General features: G+C 69.9%; 15 protein-coding genes and 1 riboswitch. Of the genes, 3 read left to right on the top strand and 12 right to left on the bottom strand.

Annotated features, from left to right (window positions below; translation table 11 throughout):
• Positions 1 to 8: 8 nt before the first annotated feature.
• Positions 9 to 1,589: a GMC oxidoreductase gene (locus tag ACIRRY_RS10345; protein ID WP_403970879.1), complete on the bottom strand. Its 1,581-nt coding sequence runs from the start codon at positions 1,587 to 1,589 to the stop codon at positions 9 to 11.
• Positions 1,590 to 1,672: 83 nt separating this feature from the next.
• Positions 1,673 to 2,827, bottom strand: coding sequence for a glycosyltransferase family 4 protein (locus ACIRRY_RS10340; protein ID WP_403970249.1), 1,155 nt, complete (start codon positions 2,825 to 2,827; stop codon positions 1,673 to 1,675).
• Positions 2,828 to 3,223: 396 nt separating this feature from the next.
• Here ACIRRY_RS10340 and ACIRRY_RS10335 point away from each other — a divergent pair, with 396 nt between their 5' ends.
• Positions 3,224 to 4,459 carry a glycosyltransferase 87 family protein gene (locus tag ACIRRY_RS10335; RefSeq protein WP_403970246.1) on the top strand — a complete coding sequence of 412 codons (1,236 nt, stop codon included), beginning with the start codon at positions 3,224 to 3,226 and terminating at the stop codon, positions 4,457 to 4,459.
• A gap of 24 nt (positions 4,460 to 4,483) precedes the next feature.
• Here ACIRRY_RS10335 and ACIRRY_RS10330 read toward each other — a convergent pair whose 3' ends face one another.
• From ACIRRY_RS10330 to ACIRRY_RS10310, 5 genes are all read right to left on the bottom strand, one after another.
• A complete protein-coding gene (locus tag ACIRRY_RS10330; RefSeq protein WP_403970877.1) occupies positions 4,484 to 5,641 on the bottom strand; it encodes a hypothetical protein in 1,158 nt (385 codons plus the stop codon).
• Between the two features lie 63 nt (positions 5,642 to 5,704).
• On the bottom strand, positions 5,705 to 6,727 hold the full coding sequence (locus ACIRRY_RS10325) for an NlpC/P60 family protein (protein WP_403970243.1): 1,023 nt from the start codon (positions 6,725 to 6,727) through the stop codon (positions 5,705 to 5,707).
• Positions 6,728 to 6,972: 245 nt separating this feature from the next.
• A complete protein-coding gene (locus ACIRRY_RS10320) occupies positions 6,973 to 8,007 on the bottom strand; it encodes an NlpC/P60 family protein (protein ID WP_403970240.1) in 1,035 nt (344 codons plus the stop codon).
• Positions 8,008 to 8,217: 210 nt separating this feature from the next.
• Entirely contained in the window at positions 8,218 to 9,561 is a 1,344-nt protein-coding gene (locus tag ACIRRY_RS10315) for an NYN domain-containing protein (protein WP_403970237.1), read from the bottom strand.
• A gap of 38 nt (positions 9,562 to 9,599) precedes the next feature.
• The gene (locus tag ACIRRY_RS10310) at positions 9,600 to 9,839 is read right to left on the bottom strand and encodes a hypothetical protein (RefSeq protein WP_019067815.1); all 240 of its coding nucleotides are present in this window, start codon (positions 9,837 to 9,839) and stop codon (positions 9,600 to 9,602) included.
• A 161-nt stretch (positions 9,840 to 10,000) separates the two neighbouring features.
• Between ACIRRY_RS10310 and ACIRRY_RS10305 the strand changes: the two genes are divergently transcribed.
• Entirely contained in the window at positions 10,001 to 10,735 is a 735-nt protein-coding gene (locus ACIRRY_RS10305; RefSeq protein WP_403970234.1) for a rhomboid family intramembrane serine protease, read from the top strand.
• Positions 10,732 to 11,013, top strand: coding sequence for an Lrp/AsnC family transcriptional regulator (locus ACIRRY_RS10300; protein WP_403970231.1), 282 nt, complete (start codon positions 10,732 to 10,734; stop codon positions 11,011 to 11,013). Before ACIRRY_RS10305 ends, ACIRRY_RS10300 begins: the two co-directional genes overlap by 4 nt.
• A gap of 135 nt (positions 11,014 to 11,148) precedes the next feature.
• Here ACIRRY_RS10300 and ACIRRY_RS10295 read toward each other — a convergent pair whose 3' ends face one another.
• The 5 genes from ACIRRY_RS10295 to ACIRRY_RS10275 all read right to left on the bottom strand — a co-directional run bounded on the left by ACIRRY_RS10295 (position 11,149) and on the right by ACIRRY_RS10275 (position 17,594).
• Positions 11,149 to 12,525, bottom strand: coding sequence for an aminotransferase class V-fold PLP-dependent enzyme (locus ACIRRY_RS10295; RefSeq protein WP_403970228.1), 1,377 nt, complete (start codon positions 12,523 to 12,525; stop codon positions 11,149 to 11,151).
• A gap of 166 nt (positions 12,526 to 12,691) precedes the next feature.
• Positions 12,692 to 12,808, bottom strand: a riboswitch (SAM riboswitch).
• A gap of 76 nt (positions 12,809 to 12,884) precedes the next feature.
• Positions 12,885 to 13,949, bottom strand: a complete 1,065-nt coding sequence (gene trpD / locus ACIRRY_RS10290; RefSeq protein ID WP_403970225.1) for an anthranilate phosphoribosyltransferase — start codon at positions 13,947 to 13,949, stop codon at positions 12,885 to 12,887.
• Between the two features lie 134 nt (positions 13,950 to 14,083).
• On the bottom strand, positions 14,084 to 15,736 hold the full coding sequence (locus ACIRRY_RS10285; RefSeq protein WP_403970223.1) for a cytochrome bc complex cytochrome b subunit: 1,653 nt from the start codon (positions 15,734 to 15,736) through the stop codon (positions 14,084 to 14,086).
• Positions 15,733 to 16,788, bottom strand: coding sequence for a Rieske 2Fe-2S domain-containing protein (locus tag ACIRRY_RS10280; RefSeq protein WP_403970220.1), 1,056 nt, complete (start codon positions 16,786 to 16,788; stop codon positions 15,733 to 15,735). Before ACIRRY_RS10280 ends, ACIRRY_RS10285 begins: the two co-directional genes overlap by 4 nt.
• On the bottom strand, positions 16,785 to 17,594 hold the full coding sequence (locus ACIRRY_RS10275; RefSeq protein WP_403970217.1) for a c-type cytochrome: 810 nt from the start codon (positions 17,592 to 17,594) through the stop codon (positions 16,785 to 16,787). Before ACIRRY_RS10275 ends, ACIRRY_RS10280 begins: the two co-directional genes overlap by 4 nt.
• Positions 17,595 to 17,617: the final 23 nt, after the last annotated feature.

Here is a 17,617-nt window from a genome sequence, read left to right as displayed (position 1 = left end):
TTCGGAGTTTAGAAGTCCTCGGCGAGGACCCGTTCCAGCGTGCGTTCGGCGAGCGCGGTGATGGTGACGAACGGGTTTACGCCGATGTTGCCGGGCACCAGCGAGCCGTCCGTGATGTACAGCTTCGAATACCCCTTCACCCGGCCGTAGTTGTCGGTCGCGTTGCCCAGCACACAGCCGCCCAGCGGGTGGTAGCAGAAGTCGTCCGCGAACACCTTGCTGGGCGTGCCGAACAGGTCGGAGCGGTAGACCGTCGCGTTGGCCGAGTTGATCCGGTCGAACAGCTTCTTGGCCATCGCGACCGAGACCGCGCTCTGTGCCGCGGTCCAGCCCAGCTTCACCGTGCCGCTCGCCGAGTCGTAGGTGAAGGAGGCCCGTTGGGGGTTCTTGGTGATCGCCAGATAGAGGCTCACCCAGGTCTCGAAGCCGATGGGCAGCGGGGCGATCTCCGCGAAGACCGGGTTGGCGGTGTTGGCCCAGTCGTCGATGCCCATGACCGGCATCGTCGCCTGGTTGGCGCCGGTGGTGTCCCAGATGTGGTTGGCGCGGCCCACCATGGTGTTGCCGTTCGGTCCCCAGCCCGCCCCGACCGTGGAGTTGAGCGCGGGCAGGGTGCCCGTGTCCCTTGCCCGGACGAGGAGTTCGGTGGTGCCGAGGCTGCCGCCGCCGAGGAACAGATAGGTGCAGCTGTACTGCTTGGTCTCGACGACGGCGCCGGTGTCGTCGATCCGGTTCACGCTCAGGACGTACGACCCGTCGCTCGCGCGGCTGACCCCGGTCACCTTCTCCATGGTGTGGATGGTGACCTTGCCGGTGCCGAGCGCGGAGGCGAGGTAGGTCTTGTCGAGGCTCTTCTTGCCGTAGTTGTTGCCGTAGATGACCTCCTGGGCGAGCGCGGACTTGGTGGCGGTGCCGGCCGCCTCCTGCTGCATGTAGCCGAAGTCGTAGACGTTGGGCACGAAGGTGGTCGTCAGACCGGTGTTCGTGGCGGCCTTCCGCGAGGTGCGGGTGAACTGGTACCACTCGGTCGACTCGAACCAGGTCGGGTCGACGGTGTTGACGCCGAGCATGGTGCGGGCGCGCGGGAAGTACGTGTTGTACATCGCGGTCGCGTCCACGGCGGGGAACTGCTCGGTGAAGTACGACTGGCGCGGGGTGACCGCCATGCCGCCGTTGACCAGCGAGCCGCCGCCGACCCCGCGTCCCACGTACACGGACATGGCGTCGTAGTGCACGCGGTCCAGGACGCCGGGATACAGGCCGATGTCCTTGTTGACGACGTCCAGCCACAGGAAGCTGGCGAGCGGGGCCTCGGTGCGGGTCTTGAACCACATCGAGCGCTGGTCCGGGGCGGCGGTGGAGCAGAAGATCTTGCCGTCCGCCCCTGCCGTGTTCCAGAGCTTGCCCATCTCCAGGACGAGGGTGGTGACGCCGGCCTGGCCCAGGCGGAGGGCGGCGACCGCGCCGCCGTAGCCGGAGCCGACGACGATCGCGGGTGCGGTCTGGACGGCGGCGGGTTCGACGGCCTGCGCGGACTGGAGGCCGATACGGGTGAGACCGGCGGTGGCGGCGGTCTGGAGGGCGATCATGCCCAGGATTTGACGTCTCGTCAGCTGATGCTGCGTCAGTTTTGCTGTCATGCGCGCAGCATCTGCGGATTATCCGGTTCCGCCTAGCCCCCCGTGTGCAACAAGGTCTTCAACTTCTCCGCGAGTAGATCCCAGCGCCACTTCTCCTCGACCCAACTGCGGCCCCGCTCCCCCATGTTGCGGCGCAGTTCCGGGTCCGCGAGCAGCGCGACGATCCGGTCGGCGGCCTCCTCCGGGGACCCGCCACGCACGACCCACCCGGTCTCGCCGTCGAGCACGGCGTCGGGCGCGCCGCCGGAGTCACCGGCGACGACGGGCAGCCCGGTGGCGGACGCCTCCAGGTAGACGATGCCGAGCCCCTCGACGTCGAGCCCGCCGCGCCGGGTGCGGCACGGCATCGCGAAGACGTCACCGGCGCCGTAGTGCGCGGGCAGTTCGGACCAGGGCACGGCGCCGGTGAACCGCACGGAGTCGCTCACACCGGTCTCCCGCACCAGCCTGCGCAGGTCCTTCTCGTACGGTCCGCCGCCCACGATCAGCAGGACGGCGTCGGGCTGCCGGGCGAGGATGCGCGGCATGGCGAGGATCAGCGTGTCCTGCCCCTTGCGCGGCACGAGCCGCGAGACGCACACGACGACGGGCCGCTCGGTCAGCCCGAGCCGCGACCGCACCTCGTCGCCGCCGGACCCGGGATGGAAGACCTTCTCGTCGACGCCGGGCGGCAGTTGGACCATCCGCGCCGCGGCCTCCGGGCTCAGCGCACCGGCGATCCGCGACCGCGTGTACTCCCCGAGGTAGGTGATGGTGTCCGTCGACTCCCCGATGCGGTGCAGGAGTTGACGCGAGGCGGGCAGTTGCGCCCACCCGGCCTCGTGCCCGTGAGTCGTGGCCACGAGCCGCTCGGCACCGGCCTTCCGCAGCGCCGGCGCCATCAGCCCGAGCGGCGCCGCGGCCCCGAACCACACCGCCGTACACCCGTGTTCACGCAGCAGCCCCACAGCCCTGCGGGTCGCGGCGGGCGTCGGCAGCAGCATCGTCGTGGCGTCCCGTACGACGGTGAAGGGCTGCTCCGCGTCGAAGGCGGCCGTCGCCTCCACGCCCTCCCGACCGCGCTTCCAGGTCGAGGCGTAGACGACGAGCCGCTCGGGCTCCAGCCGTAGCGCCATGTTGTGCAGGAAGGCCTGGATGCCCCCGGGCCGGGGCGGAAAGTCATTGGTCACGATCAGGGTCTTGCGCACGCGGCAGACCCTACCGGGCGAGGGTCTGTCCGGCGGAGCGGGCCACGGCGGAGCGCCGGCTGCCGGACCGGTGCCGGTGAGCGGGGTGTGGTGCGTGCGGCTGCGAGGCGGAGGAGGCGTGGACCCGAGCGGCCGCGGCCGGCCACGCGATGGAGGTCCTCCCGGTGGGGCGAAGCCGAGGCCGGGGAACCGGCGAGTGACGACAACGCGGCCGGGGAGCCGCACTCCATCAGGACAGTGGGGAAGCGCGTGCCACACCCCGCGTCCGCGGCGGGACCCACCGGACCGGCCCCAGGGTTCACAGCTCCGCACGGCCGCGCTTCATGGCCCTCGCACAGGCCTTCGGGAGATCATGTGCCCCTCAAAAGCGGCACGCGGCACGGAACAGGGGCTCACGTGGAGATTGCGGGCGCGAGACGGCGGCTGGCGCTGCTGCTGGGGACCTGGGGACTGACCAGGCTGGTGCTGCTGCTGTTCGTCTTCAAGGTGCTCGTGTTCCCGGGTCCCGACGTCACCAGCGATGTGTCGGTGATCTACCAGGGCTGGTACGACACGCTCCGCCACGGCTCCTTCCCGCTGGACGACGTCACCTGGCAGTACCCGCCCGCCGCCGCCCTCCCGATCCTCTCCCCCGCCCTGCTGGGCTTCCTGGACTACGCGTCGGCGTTCTTCGTCCTCGCCTTCCTGGCCGACCTGACGGTCCTGGCCCTCCTGCTCTACACGGGCCTGCGCCCCGGCCGGACGCTCCGCGGCGCCTGGGTGTGGGTCGCGGGCGTCCCGCTCCTCGGCCCGACCGTGTACGCGCGCTACGACGTGATGGTGACCGCCGTCGCCGTGGCCGCGCTGCTCGCCGGTGCCCGGCACCCGCGTGTGATGGGCGCGCTGGCCGGCTTCGGGGCGCTGTTGAAGGTGTGGCCGGCGCTGCTCCTGCTGGGCGCGGTCAAGCGCCGTGCGTGGGGCGCGGCGGCGGTGACGGTCGCGGTGGTCGCCGGTGTCTTCGCGGTGTCGATGCCGGGCGCGTTCGCCTTCCTGACCTTCCAGCGCGAACGGGGCACGGAGGTGGAGTCGCTGGGCTCGCTGGTCTTCCATGTGGCCCGGCACTTCGGCTGGCGGGGCGAGGTGCTCCTGAACTACGGCTCGGTCGAGTTCGTCGGCCCGTACGTCGACCAGGTCAGCACCGCGGCCCTGGGTCTCACCGCGCTGGTCTTCGGCTGGCTCATGCTCTGGCGTCTGATGGCGGCCCGCTTCCTGCCCCACACCCTCGCGGACGCGGCCTTCGTGGCGGTCCTGATGTTCACCGTCACCAGCCGGGTGATCAGCCCCCAGTACGTCGTCTGGCTGATCGGCCTGGCCGCCGTCTGCTCCTGCTTCCGCGCCAGCCGCATGCGCCTCCCGGTCGGCCTCGTCCTGGCGGCGGCCTTCGTCACGGTCCTCGAATTCCCGCTCTGGTTCGCCCACGTGGTCGCCAGCGACGGCCTGGGCATCGCCCTCCTGCTCCTCCGCAACGGCCTCCTGGTCGCCGCGGCGATCACCGGCGCACGCGAGCTGTGGCGGGCGTCGGTCACCTGGGCGGACGTACCGCCGCTGCCGACTCAGGCGACGCGGTCGAAGGCGACTTCGGCGTCGCCCTGAGGTTCGAGGCAAACCCCGCTGAAATCAGCCGAGTTGAGCCTTGAGAAAGTCCCGCCACTGCTTTGTGAAGTCGGCCAGGGTCGTACCCAGGACGTTCTTCAGCGCGTCCTCCACCGCCCCCGCCCGCTTCTTGTGGGCGCCGACCGCCCGGTAGAACCTGCCCAGTTGGGCGACCCCCCACCGGTCCTCGATCATCCGGCAGGCCAGCCAGCCGCCCTCGTACGCCTGGGCCAGCTTCGTGGGGTCGCTGCTGAAGCCGAAGTCCTTGTCGGTGGGGAGGGCGGTCGGGACGTCGCCGTCCAGGACGGCGCGGTACAGCTCCGGGGCGGCCTGGGTGGGGGTGCGGCCGGTGCCTCGGTAGCCGATCCAGTCGGCGTAGCCCTCCGAGAGCCAGAGGGGGGTGGCGGCGGTGGTGTGGGCGCGGGTGGCGACGTGGGTGGTCTCGTGAGTGAGGACGACCTGTTTGCCCACCGGGCCCAGCAACGCGTACGCGTCCGGGTTGACGATGATCCGGTCCGCAGGCGCGCTGCCCGAGCCGCCCGCCTCGCCCGTCGTCACCGCGGCGATGCCCCGGTAGGAGGCCGCCGGTGCGCCCAGGAGCCCCGCCATGCCGTCCAGGGAGCCAGGAACGAGCACGACGACGTGCCGGGTCCAGTCCGTGCCCCAGGCGTCCGACACGGCCGGTACGGCGTGATCCGCGAGGGAACGGAAGGTCCGGAGACTGTCGGCGCCCTGCCCGACGCCCATCACGAGGCTGTGCGCGCCCTTGACGACGCTCACCTTCCCCTGGTCCCACAGCTGTTGGCCGGACTTCTTTCCGGGCTTGTCGGTGCCGACGTACCACTGCCCGTCCGCGGTGAGACGCAGGCCGAGCGTGCGGCCGACCGTGACGGGTGAGGTGTCGTAGCCCTTGACCCGGTAGCTCAGTTCGGCGTCGGCGGTCGCGGTGGCGCCGGTGCGGTGCAGCGAGGTGAGGCGGTAGGACCAGGAGGCGAAGGGGACGGCGCTCAGGTTCTCGTACGCCGTGCGGGCACCGGTCCTCGTGTACGCCGTCTCGTCGTGGTGCAGGACGGCCGTGGACTGACGGTCGAGAAGGCTCTGGACCGCAGCCTTCGCGCTGTCCGCCGCCGGCGGGCCACCGCACCCCACCAGCGAGCCGAGCAGCAGACACAGCGCGAGCACTCCGGAGCGCGACGCCCGCCTACGACCAGTCACTTCCCGATCGTACGACCCTTTCGCGACGGTTCAGACCCGCGTGACCGACGAGATCGGCATCATGCCGACGGGGTCGTAGCGCACCGGCGCACCGGGGTAGGGGGCGTGGATGACCTGGCCGTTGCCCACGTACATGCCGACATGGCTGGCGTCGGAGCGGTAGACGACCAGGTCTCCGGGCTGGGCCTGGGAGAGCGGGATCCGTCGGCCGGCGTAGCGCTGCTCCTGCGAGGTGCGCGGGAGGTGGACGCCCGCCTGGGAGTACGACCACTGCATCAGGCCGGAGCAGTCGAAGCCGCCGGGGCCGTTGGCGCCCCAGATGTACGGCTTGCCCAGGGCCATGCGGGCGGCGGCCACCGCGGCGGCGGCGCGGCCCGAGGACGGGACACCGGCGCCGAGGTCGGGGATGTCCTCGCGGGCGGAGCGGGAGGCCCGGTCGAAGGAGGCGCGCTCGGCGAGGGGCATCTGGTTGAGCAACTGCCGGGCCTTGGCGAGTTTCCGTTCGACGGTCTTCTTGTGGGTGGCGACGGCCTTGCGGCTGCGCTCCAGTTCGGCGAGGTGCCCGGCGGCCTCGGTGCGTTCCTGCGCGAGCTCGCGCATGGCCTCCTGGAGGTCCTTGAGCTGGCCCGCCTGCTGGTTGGTGATCCGGTCGAGGACGGAGGCCTTGTCGAGGTAGTCGGCCGGGTCGTCGGAGAACAGCAGCGCGACGGTGGGGTCGATGCCGCCGGAGCGGTACTGGGCACCGGCGAGCGAACCCAGCGCGTCCCGCATGGTGTTGATGCGCTGCTGCTGCCGGGCGATCCGGTCCTGGGCGTCGCTCACCTGCCGGTGCAGCGCCCCGGCGCTCTCGTCGGCCTTGTCGTAGGCCTCGGTCGCCCGCTCGGCCTCCTGGTAGAGCCGGTCCACCTCGGCCCGGGAGTCGTCGTGCGGCGCGGCCACGGCGGAGCCGGCCGGCAGGGCGCCGAGGGCGGCTGCGGCGGCGGACAGGACACAGACCGCGGCACTGGCGCCTCGGTCGAACCCGGACGGTGCAAGGCGACGACGGGATCCCACGGGAAGCCGCACTTCCTTCCGCTGGCGGACACGGACCGCTCCCCCTGTGCGGGGAAACGCGCCAGACAGTAGCTCTGTGAAGGGGTGCGGGCCAAAGACCTCCGCGGACACATAACGTGACGCCCCGCCCAAGACGCAGGTCATGGGCGGGGCGTGGAGTCAGCGTGGTGTGTCGCGATTCGCCCGTTCGGGCGGTCCGGAAGGACCGAACCGGGCCGGAGCGAACCGGAGGAGACCGGGTCGGATCAGATCCGGACGCCGAACTCGAAGGTCATGTTGCCGATCGCCTCGTAGCGGACCACGGCACCGGTGTGCGGGGCGTGCAGCACCTGGCCGTTGCCCGCGTAGAGACCGACGTGGTGGTAGTCGCCGTAGAAGATGACCAGGTCGCCGACCTTGAGGTCGCTCTGGCTGTAGATCCGGGTGCCGGCGTTGGCCTGCGCCTCGGACGTGCGGGGTATGGAGACGCCGGCCTGCGCGTAGGCCCAGGAGGTGAGGCCCGAGCAGTCGAAGGAGGACGGTCCGGAGGCGCCGTAGACGTACGGCGAGCCGATCACGGACTGGGCGGCGGCGAAGGCGGAGGCGGCGCGGCCGGAGGCGGAACCGGTGGTGCCGAGGTTCACCCGCGAGGTGGAGCGGCTGGCGGCCTGCGCCTGCTGCGCGTCCAGGGCCGCCTTCTCCTTGGCGGTCAGGGTGTTGAGCAGTTTGTTGGCCGCGGCCAGCTTGGCCTTGACCTCGTCCTTCTTCTTCTTGAGCTCGGTGCGGGTGGCGGAGAGGTCCTTGAGCTTGGTGCTCGCCTCGGCGCGCTCCTGCGCGAGTTCACGCTGCTTGCCCTGGATCTTCGTGAGCGCCTCGACCTGCTGGGCGCTCAACTGGTCCATCGTGGACGCCTTGTCGAGATAGTCGTCCGGGTCCGAGGACAGGAACAGCTGGATCGAGGGGTCGATGCCCCCCGTGCGGTACTGGGCGCTCGCCATCGTGCCGAGGCCGTCCCGGAGCTTGTTGAGCTCCTCCTGGCCGCGGGCGACGTTGTCCTGGATGGTGGAGATCTCCTTCTGGAGCTTCTCCTGCTTCTCCTGGGCGCCGTCGAGCTTCTCGGTGGCCTGCTCGGCCTGCTCGTAGAGGGCGTCGACCTTCGCCTTGACCTCGTCCTTGGTGGGCTTCTCGCTGGGCGCGGCGTTCGCGGCCTGGGAGCTGAGAACAACGGCGGCAGCGGCTGCGGTGGTCAGCACGGTCACACGCGCGCGGCTCGGCTGCTTCGGTCGACGGTGGGACGCCACGGAGTCGGGCTCCTTCTATTGAGTGATCACCCGTTCGGAGGTTCGAGGCCTGACCCTAGTGATGTTTCTGTGATCAGTTCAAATCCTCACACGAAAAAATGCTGTCACTCAAAGCATTCTTTGCACATAACCAACAAGCAGTGATGGTCGATTGACGCTACGTTGCGTGACGGTTCGGTCAATTCCGGCATTAAACCTGTACGTTGACGTTCACGACAGTCGCTTGAGGAGTACCGCAGAAGCGACGGGCCGGGCGCCCGCCTTCGCGATGCCGTCGGCCACCTCGCGGTCGGTCGACGCGACGATGACGGGCCGGCCCGGCGGCTCCGCGCGCACCAGCTGGCGGATCAACTCGTCGGCGGTGACGCCCGGTTTGGAGAACAGCACCCGCACTCCGCGCGGCGGCGCGAGCAGCACGGGCGCGGCCAGCTCGGCCCCGTCGAAGACACAGGTGACCTCGGCGCCGGTCTGCGCGGCGAGCTGCGAGAGCTGCCCCAGCAGCCTCAACCGCTGCTTCTCCAGGGGCATTTGGGGATAACCGGTCTTGGTGACGTTGTAGCCGTCGACGACCAGGTGGGCCTGCGGCAGCGCGAGCAACTGGTCGAGGATCGCGGGGTCGTTCTCCGACAGCGCCCGCGCGGCGATGTCCTTCGGGGTCATTCGTCCCGGTTCGACCGCGTCGACGGTCTCGGCGGGCCGTACGGAGACGGGCGGCAACGCCAGTTCCCTGCGCAGCCCCTGGGTCGCCTCCAGCACGGTGTCGAGCAGCAGCCGCACCCGCATGTCCTCGACGCTGCGCCCCTCACGGGCGGCCTTGCGGGTGGCCTCCAGGGCCGCCTCCGACTCGCTGAGGCGCGCCTTGAGCCGCCGGGTCTCGATCTCGCCCGCGGACACCTGTGCCTGGCCCTCGGCGCGCGACGCGTCCGTCTCGGACCGCAGCTTGCGCAGGGCGGCCTCGCCGCGCTTGATGTCACTGTGCGCGGAACGCAGCTTGCGGTGCAGCGACTCCGCTTCCTTCTTCGCCGCGTCCAGTTCGGTGCGCAGCCGCTCGGTCTCGGTCCGGGTCGCCTCCCGCGCCTGGTCCAACTCCTCGCGCAGCCGCTCCAGTTCGGCCCGGCTCTCCTCGTCGGCGCGCTCGGCGTCGGCGCGCAGCGCCTCCTCGCCCGCGGCGGTGACGAGCTTCACCCAGCCGGTGGGGCGCAGAACATAGGCCGCGGCCGCCACGTCGAGCGGGTCCGCGGCCGGGGGCGGTGAGCCGGAGTCGAGCGCGCCGGCGAGCTCCGACTGGGCCTCTCTCAGCTTCTCCCCGATCCGCTGCCGGAACAGCGGATCGGTCTCCAGGGCGGCGGCCATCGCGTTCCCGGCGAACTTGGCGCGGCGGTTGGGGGCGAAGCGGGCGTACTGTCGTAGCTGCGCGGGCAGTTCGGAGACGGTGAGGCCGCCGAAGCCGTCGGAGACGATCTGTACGACCCTTCTCCGCACGCCGTCGGGCAGCGGGCGGTCGAGCACCTCGGCGGCGCCGTCGCCCGGCCCTCCGCCTGAGTTCTCCACCATCCCTCACACCCCAACCGTCTGTGCGGGGCCACTCCCTCTCAGGAGCCGGCGCCCGGCCTGTCCACGAGTTCCACCTGATCCACGGCGTTGCACCAGCGGCAGCGCACCGACTCGATGGTCTCACTGACCACCTCGCGCTCCTCCACCTTCGGCTCACCCGCCAGGTCCAGGTGGAGGTACTCCACGACCTTCGACGAACGCGTCACGTCGAAGCGCGTGAGGTTGCCGCAGAGGGTGCAGCGCCACCGCGTCGAGGCGGTCGGCAGGGGTACCGTCATCGTGGCTGTCCGCTTCCTTCTCGTTCGAGTTTCCGTGATCGCCGGTTTCCCCGGCGAGTGTGGCTCGTAACCCTACGGCCTGGCGGGTACTCGCCGCTCGGCCGTCCACAGCGGCGAGGCACTCCGCCCGACTGCGTCCCGTTACGTCATGCTCTGTGGTCATGATCAGCAACTGGGGCCCGGCGCTCGTCAGGACGTTCCGCGGCACCTCGACGCCCATGACGTACACCCTGATCGGCCTGTGCTGCCTGATCTTCGTCCTCGGCCCGGCCTCGGGTTTCGTCCCGTCCTACGGCACGGGGGACGCGCTGCTGGTGGCGCAGCGGGCGTACTTCCGCCGCTGGGGTGTGGTCCCGGCCGACCTGTTCGCGAGCCCGGCCCGAGAGGCCCTCACCCCGGTCACGGCCCTGTTCATCCACGGCAGCTGGATCCATCTCCTCGGCAACATGCTCTTCCTCTACGTCTTCGGAGCGATGACCGAGGAACGGCTGGGCCGGGTCGAGTTCACCCTGTTCTACGTGGGCTGCGGCTACCTGGCGCTGCTGGGGTACGCGGTGGCCAACGCCGGCTCCGCGCAGTCCCTCGTCGGCGCGTCCGGGGCGATCTCGGCGGTCCTCGGGGCGTTCCTGTACTTGTTCCCCCGGGCCCGCGTGACGAGTCTCCTCCCCTTCCTCTTCTTCCTGCCGCTGCGCTTCCCCGCGTGGGTGGTCCTGCCCTTCTGGGCGGCCCTGCAGTGGCTGGCGGCGGGGCAGGCGGCGCAGGGGCCCGGGGTGGCGTACCTCGCCCACCTGGTGGGCTTCACGCTGGGGTTCGGCTACGCGTGGGTGAGATTCGGTCGTACGACTAGAGTTGGGCCCGCCCCAGTAACGGTCCCCGAGGGAGAGAACCAGCCGTGATCACCGCGATCGTCCTCATCAAGACCAGCGTGGACCGGATTCCGGAGATCGCCGAGTCGATCGCCGCGCTCGAATCTGTGAGCGAGGTCTTCTCTGTCACCGGTACGTATGACTTGATCGCGATGGTGCGGGTGCGGGAGCACGAGGATCTGGCCGAGATCATCCCCGGGCGGATCAGCAAGATTCCCGGGGTGGAGGGGACGGATACGCACGTGGCGTTCCGGACGTACTCGCAGCATGACCTTGAGGCGGCGTTCGCGATCGGGTTGGACTCGTGAGGTTGAGCGCCTAGTGGGGTGGGGGCGCGGATCGTTTGCGGCTGACCGTCCGTTGTGGCTGGTCGCGCAGTTCCCCGCGCCCCTAGGGGGTTGCCCTTGGCGTGCGTCGAGACGGCGCCGTCGGGACAGTCGGAATCACACCGCCGGGACGCAGCGGCCGTTCTCCGTGTGGTAGTTCCACTTCGCGCCGTTCGTCACCAGTTCTCGTACCGCCGTCACGAAGCGCTCGACGTGCTCGTCCGGGGTGCCCGCGCCGAAGCTGACTCGGATCGCGTTGAGGGACTTCTCGCCGGGGGCCGCTTCGGGGGCGCCGCACTCGCCCTGGGTCTGGGGGTCGCTGCCCAGGAGGGTGCGGACGAGGGGGTGGGCGCAGAAGAGGCCGTCGCGGACGCCGATGCCGTACTCGGCGGAGAGGGCCGCGGCGAAGTGGGAGCTGTTCCAGCCGTCGACGACGAAGGAGATCACGCCGACGCGCGGGGCGTCGTCGCCGAACAGGGACAGGACCTTCACCTGCGGGACCTCGGCCAGGCCCGCGCGGACCTCGGCGATCAGGTGCTGCTCGCGGGCCACCAACGTGTCGAAGCCCGCCTCCGTCAGCGCCTTGCAGGCCGACGCGATGGAGTAGGCGCCGATGACGTTCGGGGAACCGGCCTCGTGGCGGGCGGCGCTGTCGTGCCACTCCACGTCCACTCCCCCGTCCTCGCGCCGGGTGACCTTGCGGCTGGCGCCGCCGCCCGCGAGGTAGGGGTCGGCCGCCTGGAGCCAGTCCGCGCGGCCGGCCAGGACGCCGGAGCCGAAGGGGGCGTAGAGCTTGTGGCCGGAGAAGGCGATCCAGTCGACGTCGAGGTCCTGGACGGACACCGGGTGGTGCGGGGCGAGTTGGGCGGCGTCCAGGACGATCCGGGCGCCGTGGGCGTGAGCCGCCGCCGCCAGCTCCCGTACCGGCCACAGCTCGCCGGTGACGTTCGAGGCGCCCGTCACGCAGACCAGGGCCGGGCCCTGACCCTCTTCATTGGACACAGTGCGGGCGGCGAGGGCCTGCTCCAGGGTCTCGACGGCCTGGGCCGGGGTGCGCGGGGCGTTGAGGTAGGTGACCTCGGCGTCCTTCCAGGGGAGGAGGGACGCGTGGTGCTCGGTCTCGAAGACGAAGACCTGGCAGTCGGCGGGAAGGGCCGCGGCGAGGAGGTTGAGGGAGTCCGTGGTCGAGCGGGTGAAGATCAGCTGGTCGTCGGGGCGGCAGTCCAGGAACTCCTCGACCGTCCTGCGGGCGTTCTCGAACAGGTCGGTGGAGAGCTGCGAGAGATAGCCGGCGCCGCGGTGGACGCTGCCGTAGTACGGGGCGTAGGCCGCCACGTCGTCCCAGACGCGCTGGAGGGCGGGGGCGCTTGCCGCGTAGTCGAGGGCCGCGTAGGTGACCTCGCCACCCGTCACGAGCGGGACGGTGACATCCCGGCCCAGAACGGGCAGCGGGGGACAAACGGTCTGGGCGACGGCAGCGGTGGAGACAGACATGGCGAACTCCCGTGAGAGGCAAGGCGGTTCCGCCGTGCGAGCGCGGACGACTCAAGCACGGTGAAGGGTGAAAGGGGGTATGCGGAGGCGGGGCTCGACGCCCTATCGCATTCGCTTGCTCACAGAGGGCTCCCTCGATGACCAGGACCCCTGGTGTCTTTCGAGGGGCCCGCGCTTGCCGCAGACCTCGCTGCCTACGGCCTGGTCTTCACCCGGGGCACCCCGCCACGGACGGAGGGTTGCCGGACAGTCGGCCGGGGCCTCATGACTGTCACTCATGACCTGATCAGAAAACTTACGTGAGGTGATCGCCGTCCCGCAACCCGTGTCCGGATCGCGGGACGACAACCCCCGTGGCGCTACGCGTTGCTGGCCGCGGCCCAGCGCTCCAGGGTCCGCTTGGCCGCTCCCGAGTCGATCGACTCCGCCGCCTTCTCCATCCCGGCCCGGAGCTGATCCGCCAGCGGCCCGTCCCCCGGCTCCAGGGCCACCAGGGCCGCCGCGGAGTTCAGGAGTACGGCGTCCCGTACGGGGCCCGTCTCGCCGTCCAGGAGGCGGCGGGCGACGCCGGCGTTGAACTCGGGGTCTGCGCCGCGCAGGGCCTCCACCGGGACCAGTTCGAGGCCGACGTCCCTCGGGTCGAAGGACTCCTCGGTGACCTTGCCGTCGCGGACGATCCACACCCGGGAGGTGGACGTGGTCGTCAGCTCGTCGAGGCCGTCGTCGCCGCGGAACACCAGGGAGGAGTTGCCCCGCTCGGCGAAGACGCCCGCGATGATGGGCGCCATCCGCGGGTCCGCGACCCCGACCGCCTGGGCCCGCACCTTGGCGGGGTTGGTCAGCGGGCCCAGCGCGTTGAACACCGTGCGGATGCCCAACTGGCCGCGCGCGGCGCCCGCGTGACGCAGCGCCGGGTGGAACTTGACCGCGAAGCAGAACGTGATCCCGGCCTCCTCGGCGACCTCGGCCACCCGCCGCGGGGTCAGCTCCAGGTTGACGCCGAGCCGCTCCAGGACGTCGGAGGCACCGGACGCGGAGGACGCGGCCCGGTTGCCGTGCTTGACGACCTTCGCGCCCGTGCCGGCGATCACGATCGAGGACATCGTGGAGATGTTCACCGTCTTCGCGCCGTCGCCGCCGGTGCCGACGATGTCCACCGTCCGCCCCGACACCTCGATCACGTTCGCGTGCTCGTACATCGCGCGCACGAGCCCGGTGATCTCCTCGACGGTCTCGCCCTTGGCCCGCAACGCCACCACGAACCCGGCGATCTGCGCGTCCGTCGCCTCGCCGCGCATGATCTGGTCCATCGCCCAGAACGTCGCGTCGGCGTCCTGGTCCTGGCCGTACAGCAGGGCGTTCAGTACCTCGGGCCAGGAACGGGCCGCCGCGGTGTCGCCTCCAGCGGGGGTCACAGCGCTCATACGGCCGCTCCTGGGTGTCGTAGAGAAATGGTTCAGCGATGTGCCCCCACCCTATCCAGCGCGGGACACGGCGAAGGGCCCCGTCCGGTGTTCGGACGGGGCCCTTCGACTGTGGCGTGGCGACGCCTCAGCGATCAGTGGTGGCCGTGGCCGCTCGTGATCTCCTTGTACTCCTCGACGGTGGGCTTGGGGATCTGGGACTCCTCGCCGTAGTACGCCTCGCTCAGCTTGGCGCGCAGCTTCTGGGAGCCCTTCACCTTGCGCTCGACGCCGTTGTCGTCGACCGTCGCGCCGATCGCGGCCGGCACGTACTGCTCGTGCGCGGTGAGCGTGTGCAGCGCGTCCTGGCTGAGCGGCTCGTGGATCTCAACGAACTCACCGTGCGGCAGGCGCTTGATGACGCCGGACTCGCGGCCGTGCAGCACCTTGTCCTTGTCGCGGCGCTGGAGGCCGAGGCAGACCCGCTTGGTGGCGAGGAACACGAGGACCGGCACGACGAAGAAGCCGACGCGCACGAACCAGGTGATCGAGTTGATCGACAGGTGGAAGTGCGTGGCCCAGATGTCGTTGCCGCCACCGACGAGCAGGACGAAGTACCAGGAGATCCACGCGACACCGAAGGCCGTACGGGTCGGGGCGTTGCGCGGGCGGTCCAGGATGTGGTGCTCGCGCTTGTCGCCGGTGACCCAGGACTCGATGAACGGGTAGACCGCGATCGAGACCAGGACCAGCGGGAAGATCACCAGCGGGATGAACACGCCCAGGACGAGCGTGTGACCCCAGAAGTTGATCTCCCAGCCCGGCATGACACGGATCAGACCCTCGGAGAAGCCCATGTACCAGTCGGGCTGGGCGCCCGTGGACACCATGTCCGGACGGTAGGGACCCATGGTCCAGATCGGGTTGATCGAGGCGAGCGCCGAGACGGCCGCGATGACACCGAAGACCAGGAAGAAGAAGCCTCCGGCCTTGGCCATGTAGACCGGCAGCAGCGGCATGCCGACGACGTTCTTGTTGGTCTTTCCGGGGCCCGCGAACTGCGTGTGCTTGTGGTAGAAGACCAGGATCAGGTGGCCGACCACCAGGCCGAGCATGATGCCCGGCAGCAGCAGGATGTGGATCGAGTAGAAGCGGGACACGAAGTCGCCGCCCGGGAACTCGCCGCCGAAGAGGAAGAACGACAGGTACGTGCCGACGATCGGCACGGACAGGACCGCACCCTCCATGAAGCGGACACCGGTGCCGGAGAGCAGGTCGTCCGGGAGCGAGTAACCGGTGAACCCGGTGAACATGCCCAGGACGAACAGCAGGAAGCCGAACAGCCAGTTGACCTCACGCGGCTTGCGGAACGCGCCCGTGAAGAACACCCGCATCATGTGCACGAACATGCCGGCGAGGAAGATCAGCGCCGCCCAGTGGTGGATCTGCCGGATCAGCAGACCACCGCGCACCTCGAAGGAGATGTGCATGGTCGAGTTGAACGCCTCCGACATCAGCTGTCCCTGGAGCGGGACATAGCTGCCGTGGTACGTCACCTCGTTCATCGACGGGTGGAAGAACAGCGTCAGATACACACCCGTGAGGATGATGATGATGAAGCTGTAGAGGCAGATCTCGCCCAGCATGAACGACCAGTGGTCGGGGAAGATCTTGCGCATGTTGGACTTGGCCAGGGAGTAGATCCCGAGCCGGCCGTCCGCCCAGTCGGCGATCTTCTCGCCGGCCGGTGCTTTCTCGCGCCGCTCGCCCGCCGCGGCAGCCGATGTCTGCGTCTCGTTGGTACTCATCCGCGCTCCCAGAATGCAGGACCGACGGGCTCATCGAAGTCGCCGAGCGCCTCGAGGTAGCCCTCGTCGCTCACGCCGATGCGCAACTGCGGCAGGGCGTGACCGGCCGGGCCGAAGATCACTCGGGCACCGTCGGAGAGGTCGAAGGTGGACTGGTGGCACGGGCACAGCACGTGGTGCGTCTGCTGCTCGTACAGGGAGATCGGGCAGCCCACGTGGGTGCAGATCTTCGAGAAGGCGACGATGCCCTCGTGCGCCCACTCCAGCTCGCGCTTGTCCTTGATGTTCTCCGGCTGGAGCCGGACGATCATCAGCGCCGACTTGGCGATCTCCGTCTGGAACTCCTCGTCGGTCTCCTCCAGGCCCTCGGGCTTGGCGAAGGTGAGCGAGCCGACGGCCACGTCCGAGGGACGCAGCGGCAGGTTCGTGTTCATGTTGACGAGCAGCTTGCCCTTGGACCACAGCGTGTGGCGGAGCTTCGTCCCCGGCAGCGGGCCCAGGTCGCGCAGCAGCATGACGCCGGAGAGCGGGAACAGGGCCAGCGCGCCGAACATCGTGTTGCGAATCAGCTTGCGACGGCCGAGCGCCGACTCCTTGGCACCGTCCTTGAAGTCGGCCATGACCTTGGCCTTGACCTCGGGGGGCGCCTCGATCGCGTGCCGCTCGTCGGCGATCTCCACGTCGGACATCAGGGTGCGGGCCCAGTGGACCGCGCCCGCGCCGATGGTGAACAGCGCCGTACCGAGGGTCAGACCCAGCGCGAAGTTGAGCGCGTTGATGTGACCGATCGGGAAGACGAAGATCGCCTTGTCGTGCGGGATCCCCACGTACGAGGCGATGAAGCCGACGGTGGCGAGCATCGACAGCGTGAACAGGAAGGCGACGACGCGCTCGGACCGCTTGGCGGCCTGCTCGTCGATGTCCTGGACACGGTGCTCGTGCGGCGGCAGTCCCGGGTCGGCGAACGGGTCGTTCTCGTCCGCGACCGACACCGCGCCGTGCGCGTCCTGCTCAGCGGGCAGGTTCTCTTCTGGAATGTCTTGGCTACTCATGACTTCTTGGCCTTTGCGGTCCGAGCGGCGACCCAGACGGCTACCGCGATCAGCGCGCCCAGACCGAAGATCCAGGCGAAGAGACCCTCACTGACCGGACCGAGACCACCCAGCTCAAGACCGCCGGGGCTCTCGGTGTTGTCGCTGTTGACCGCGTCGAGGTACGCGATGATGTCCTTCTTGTTCTTCGACGACAGCGTGGTGTCGGGGAAGGAAGGCATGTTCTGCGGGCCGGTCTGCATGGCCTCGTAGATGTGCTTCGGGGCAACGCCTTCGAGGCTCGGCGCGAACTTGCCGTGCGTCAGCGCGCCGCCCTTGCCGGTGAAGTTGTGGCACTGGGCGCAGTTGGTGCGGAACAGCTCGCCACCCTTGGCGATGTCCGAACCCTCCGGCCCGTACTCGTTCTTCGTCGGGATGACCGGACCGGCGCCCAGCGAGGCGATGTACGCCGCGAGCTGGTCGATCTCGGCCTGGGAGTAGATGACCTTCTTGGCCGGGATCTGAGCGCCCGGCTGCTGGGCCGGCATCCGGCCGGTGCCGACCTGGAAGTCGACCGCCGCGGCGCCGACACCCACCAGGCTCGGACCGTCGGAGGAGCCCTGACCGCCGGTGCCGTGGCAGCTTGCGCAGCCGACGGCGAACAGCTTCTTGCCCTCGTCGATGGCGAGGGACTGGGCGGACTCGTCGGCCTGCGCCTTGCTCGCGGGCGCGAGCAGGCTGAACACCCCCCCGGCTGCCGCCAGCGCGAAGAGTAGTACGACGACCGCCGCCAGCGGATGGCGTCGTCGTGTGGAGAGCTTTTTCACGGATTACCCCGGTGTCAGGATCT

It is taken from the genome of Streptomyces sp. NPDC101776 (genome assembly GCF_044766845.1).
GTDB lineage: Bacteria > Actinomycetota > Actinomycetes > Streptomycetales > Streptomycetaceae > Streptomyces.
Note: the sequence above shows the minus strand (reverse complement) of the source record. Positions and strands in the feature narration are given on the sequence as shown.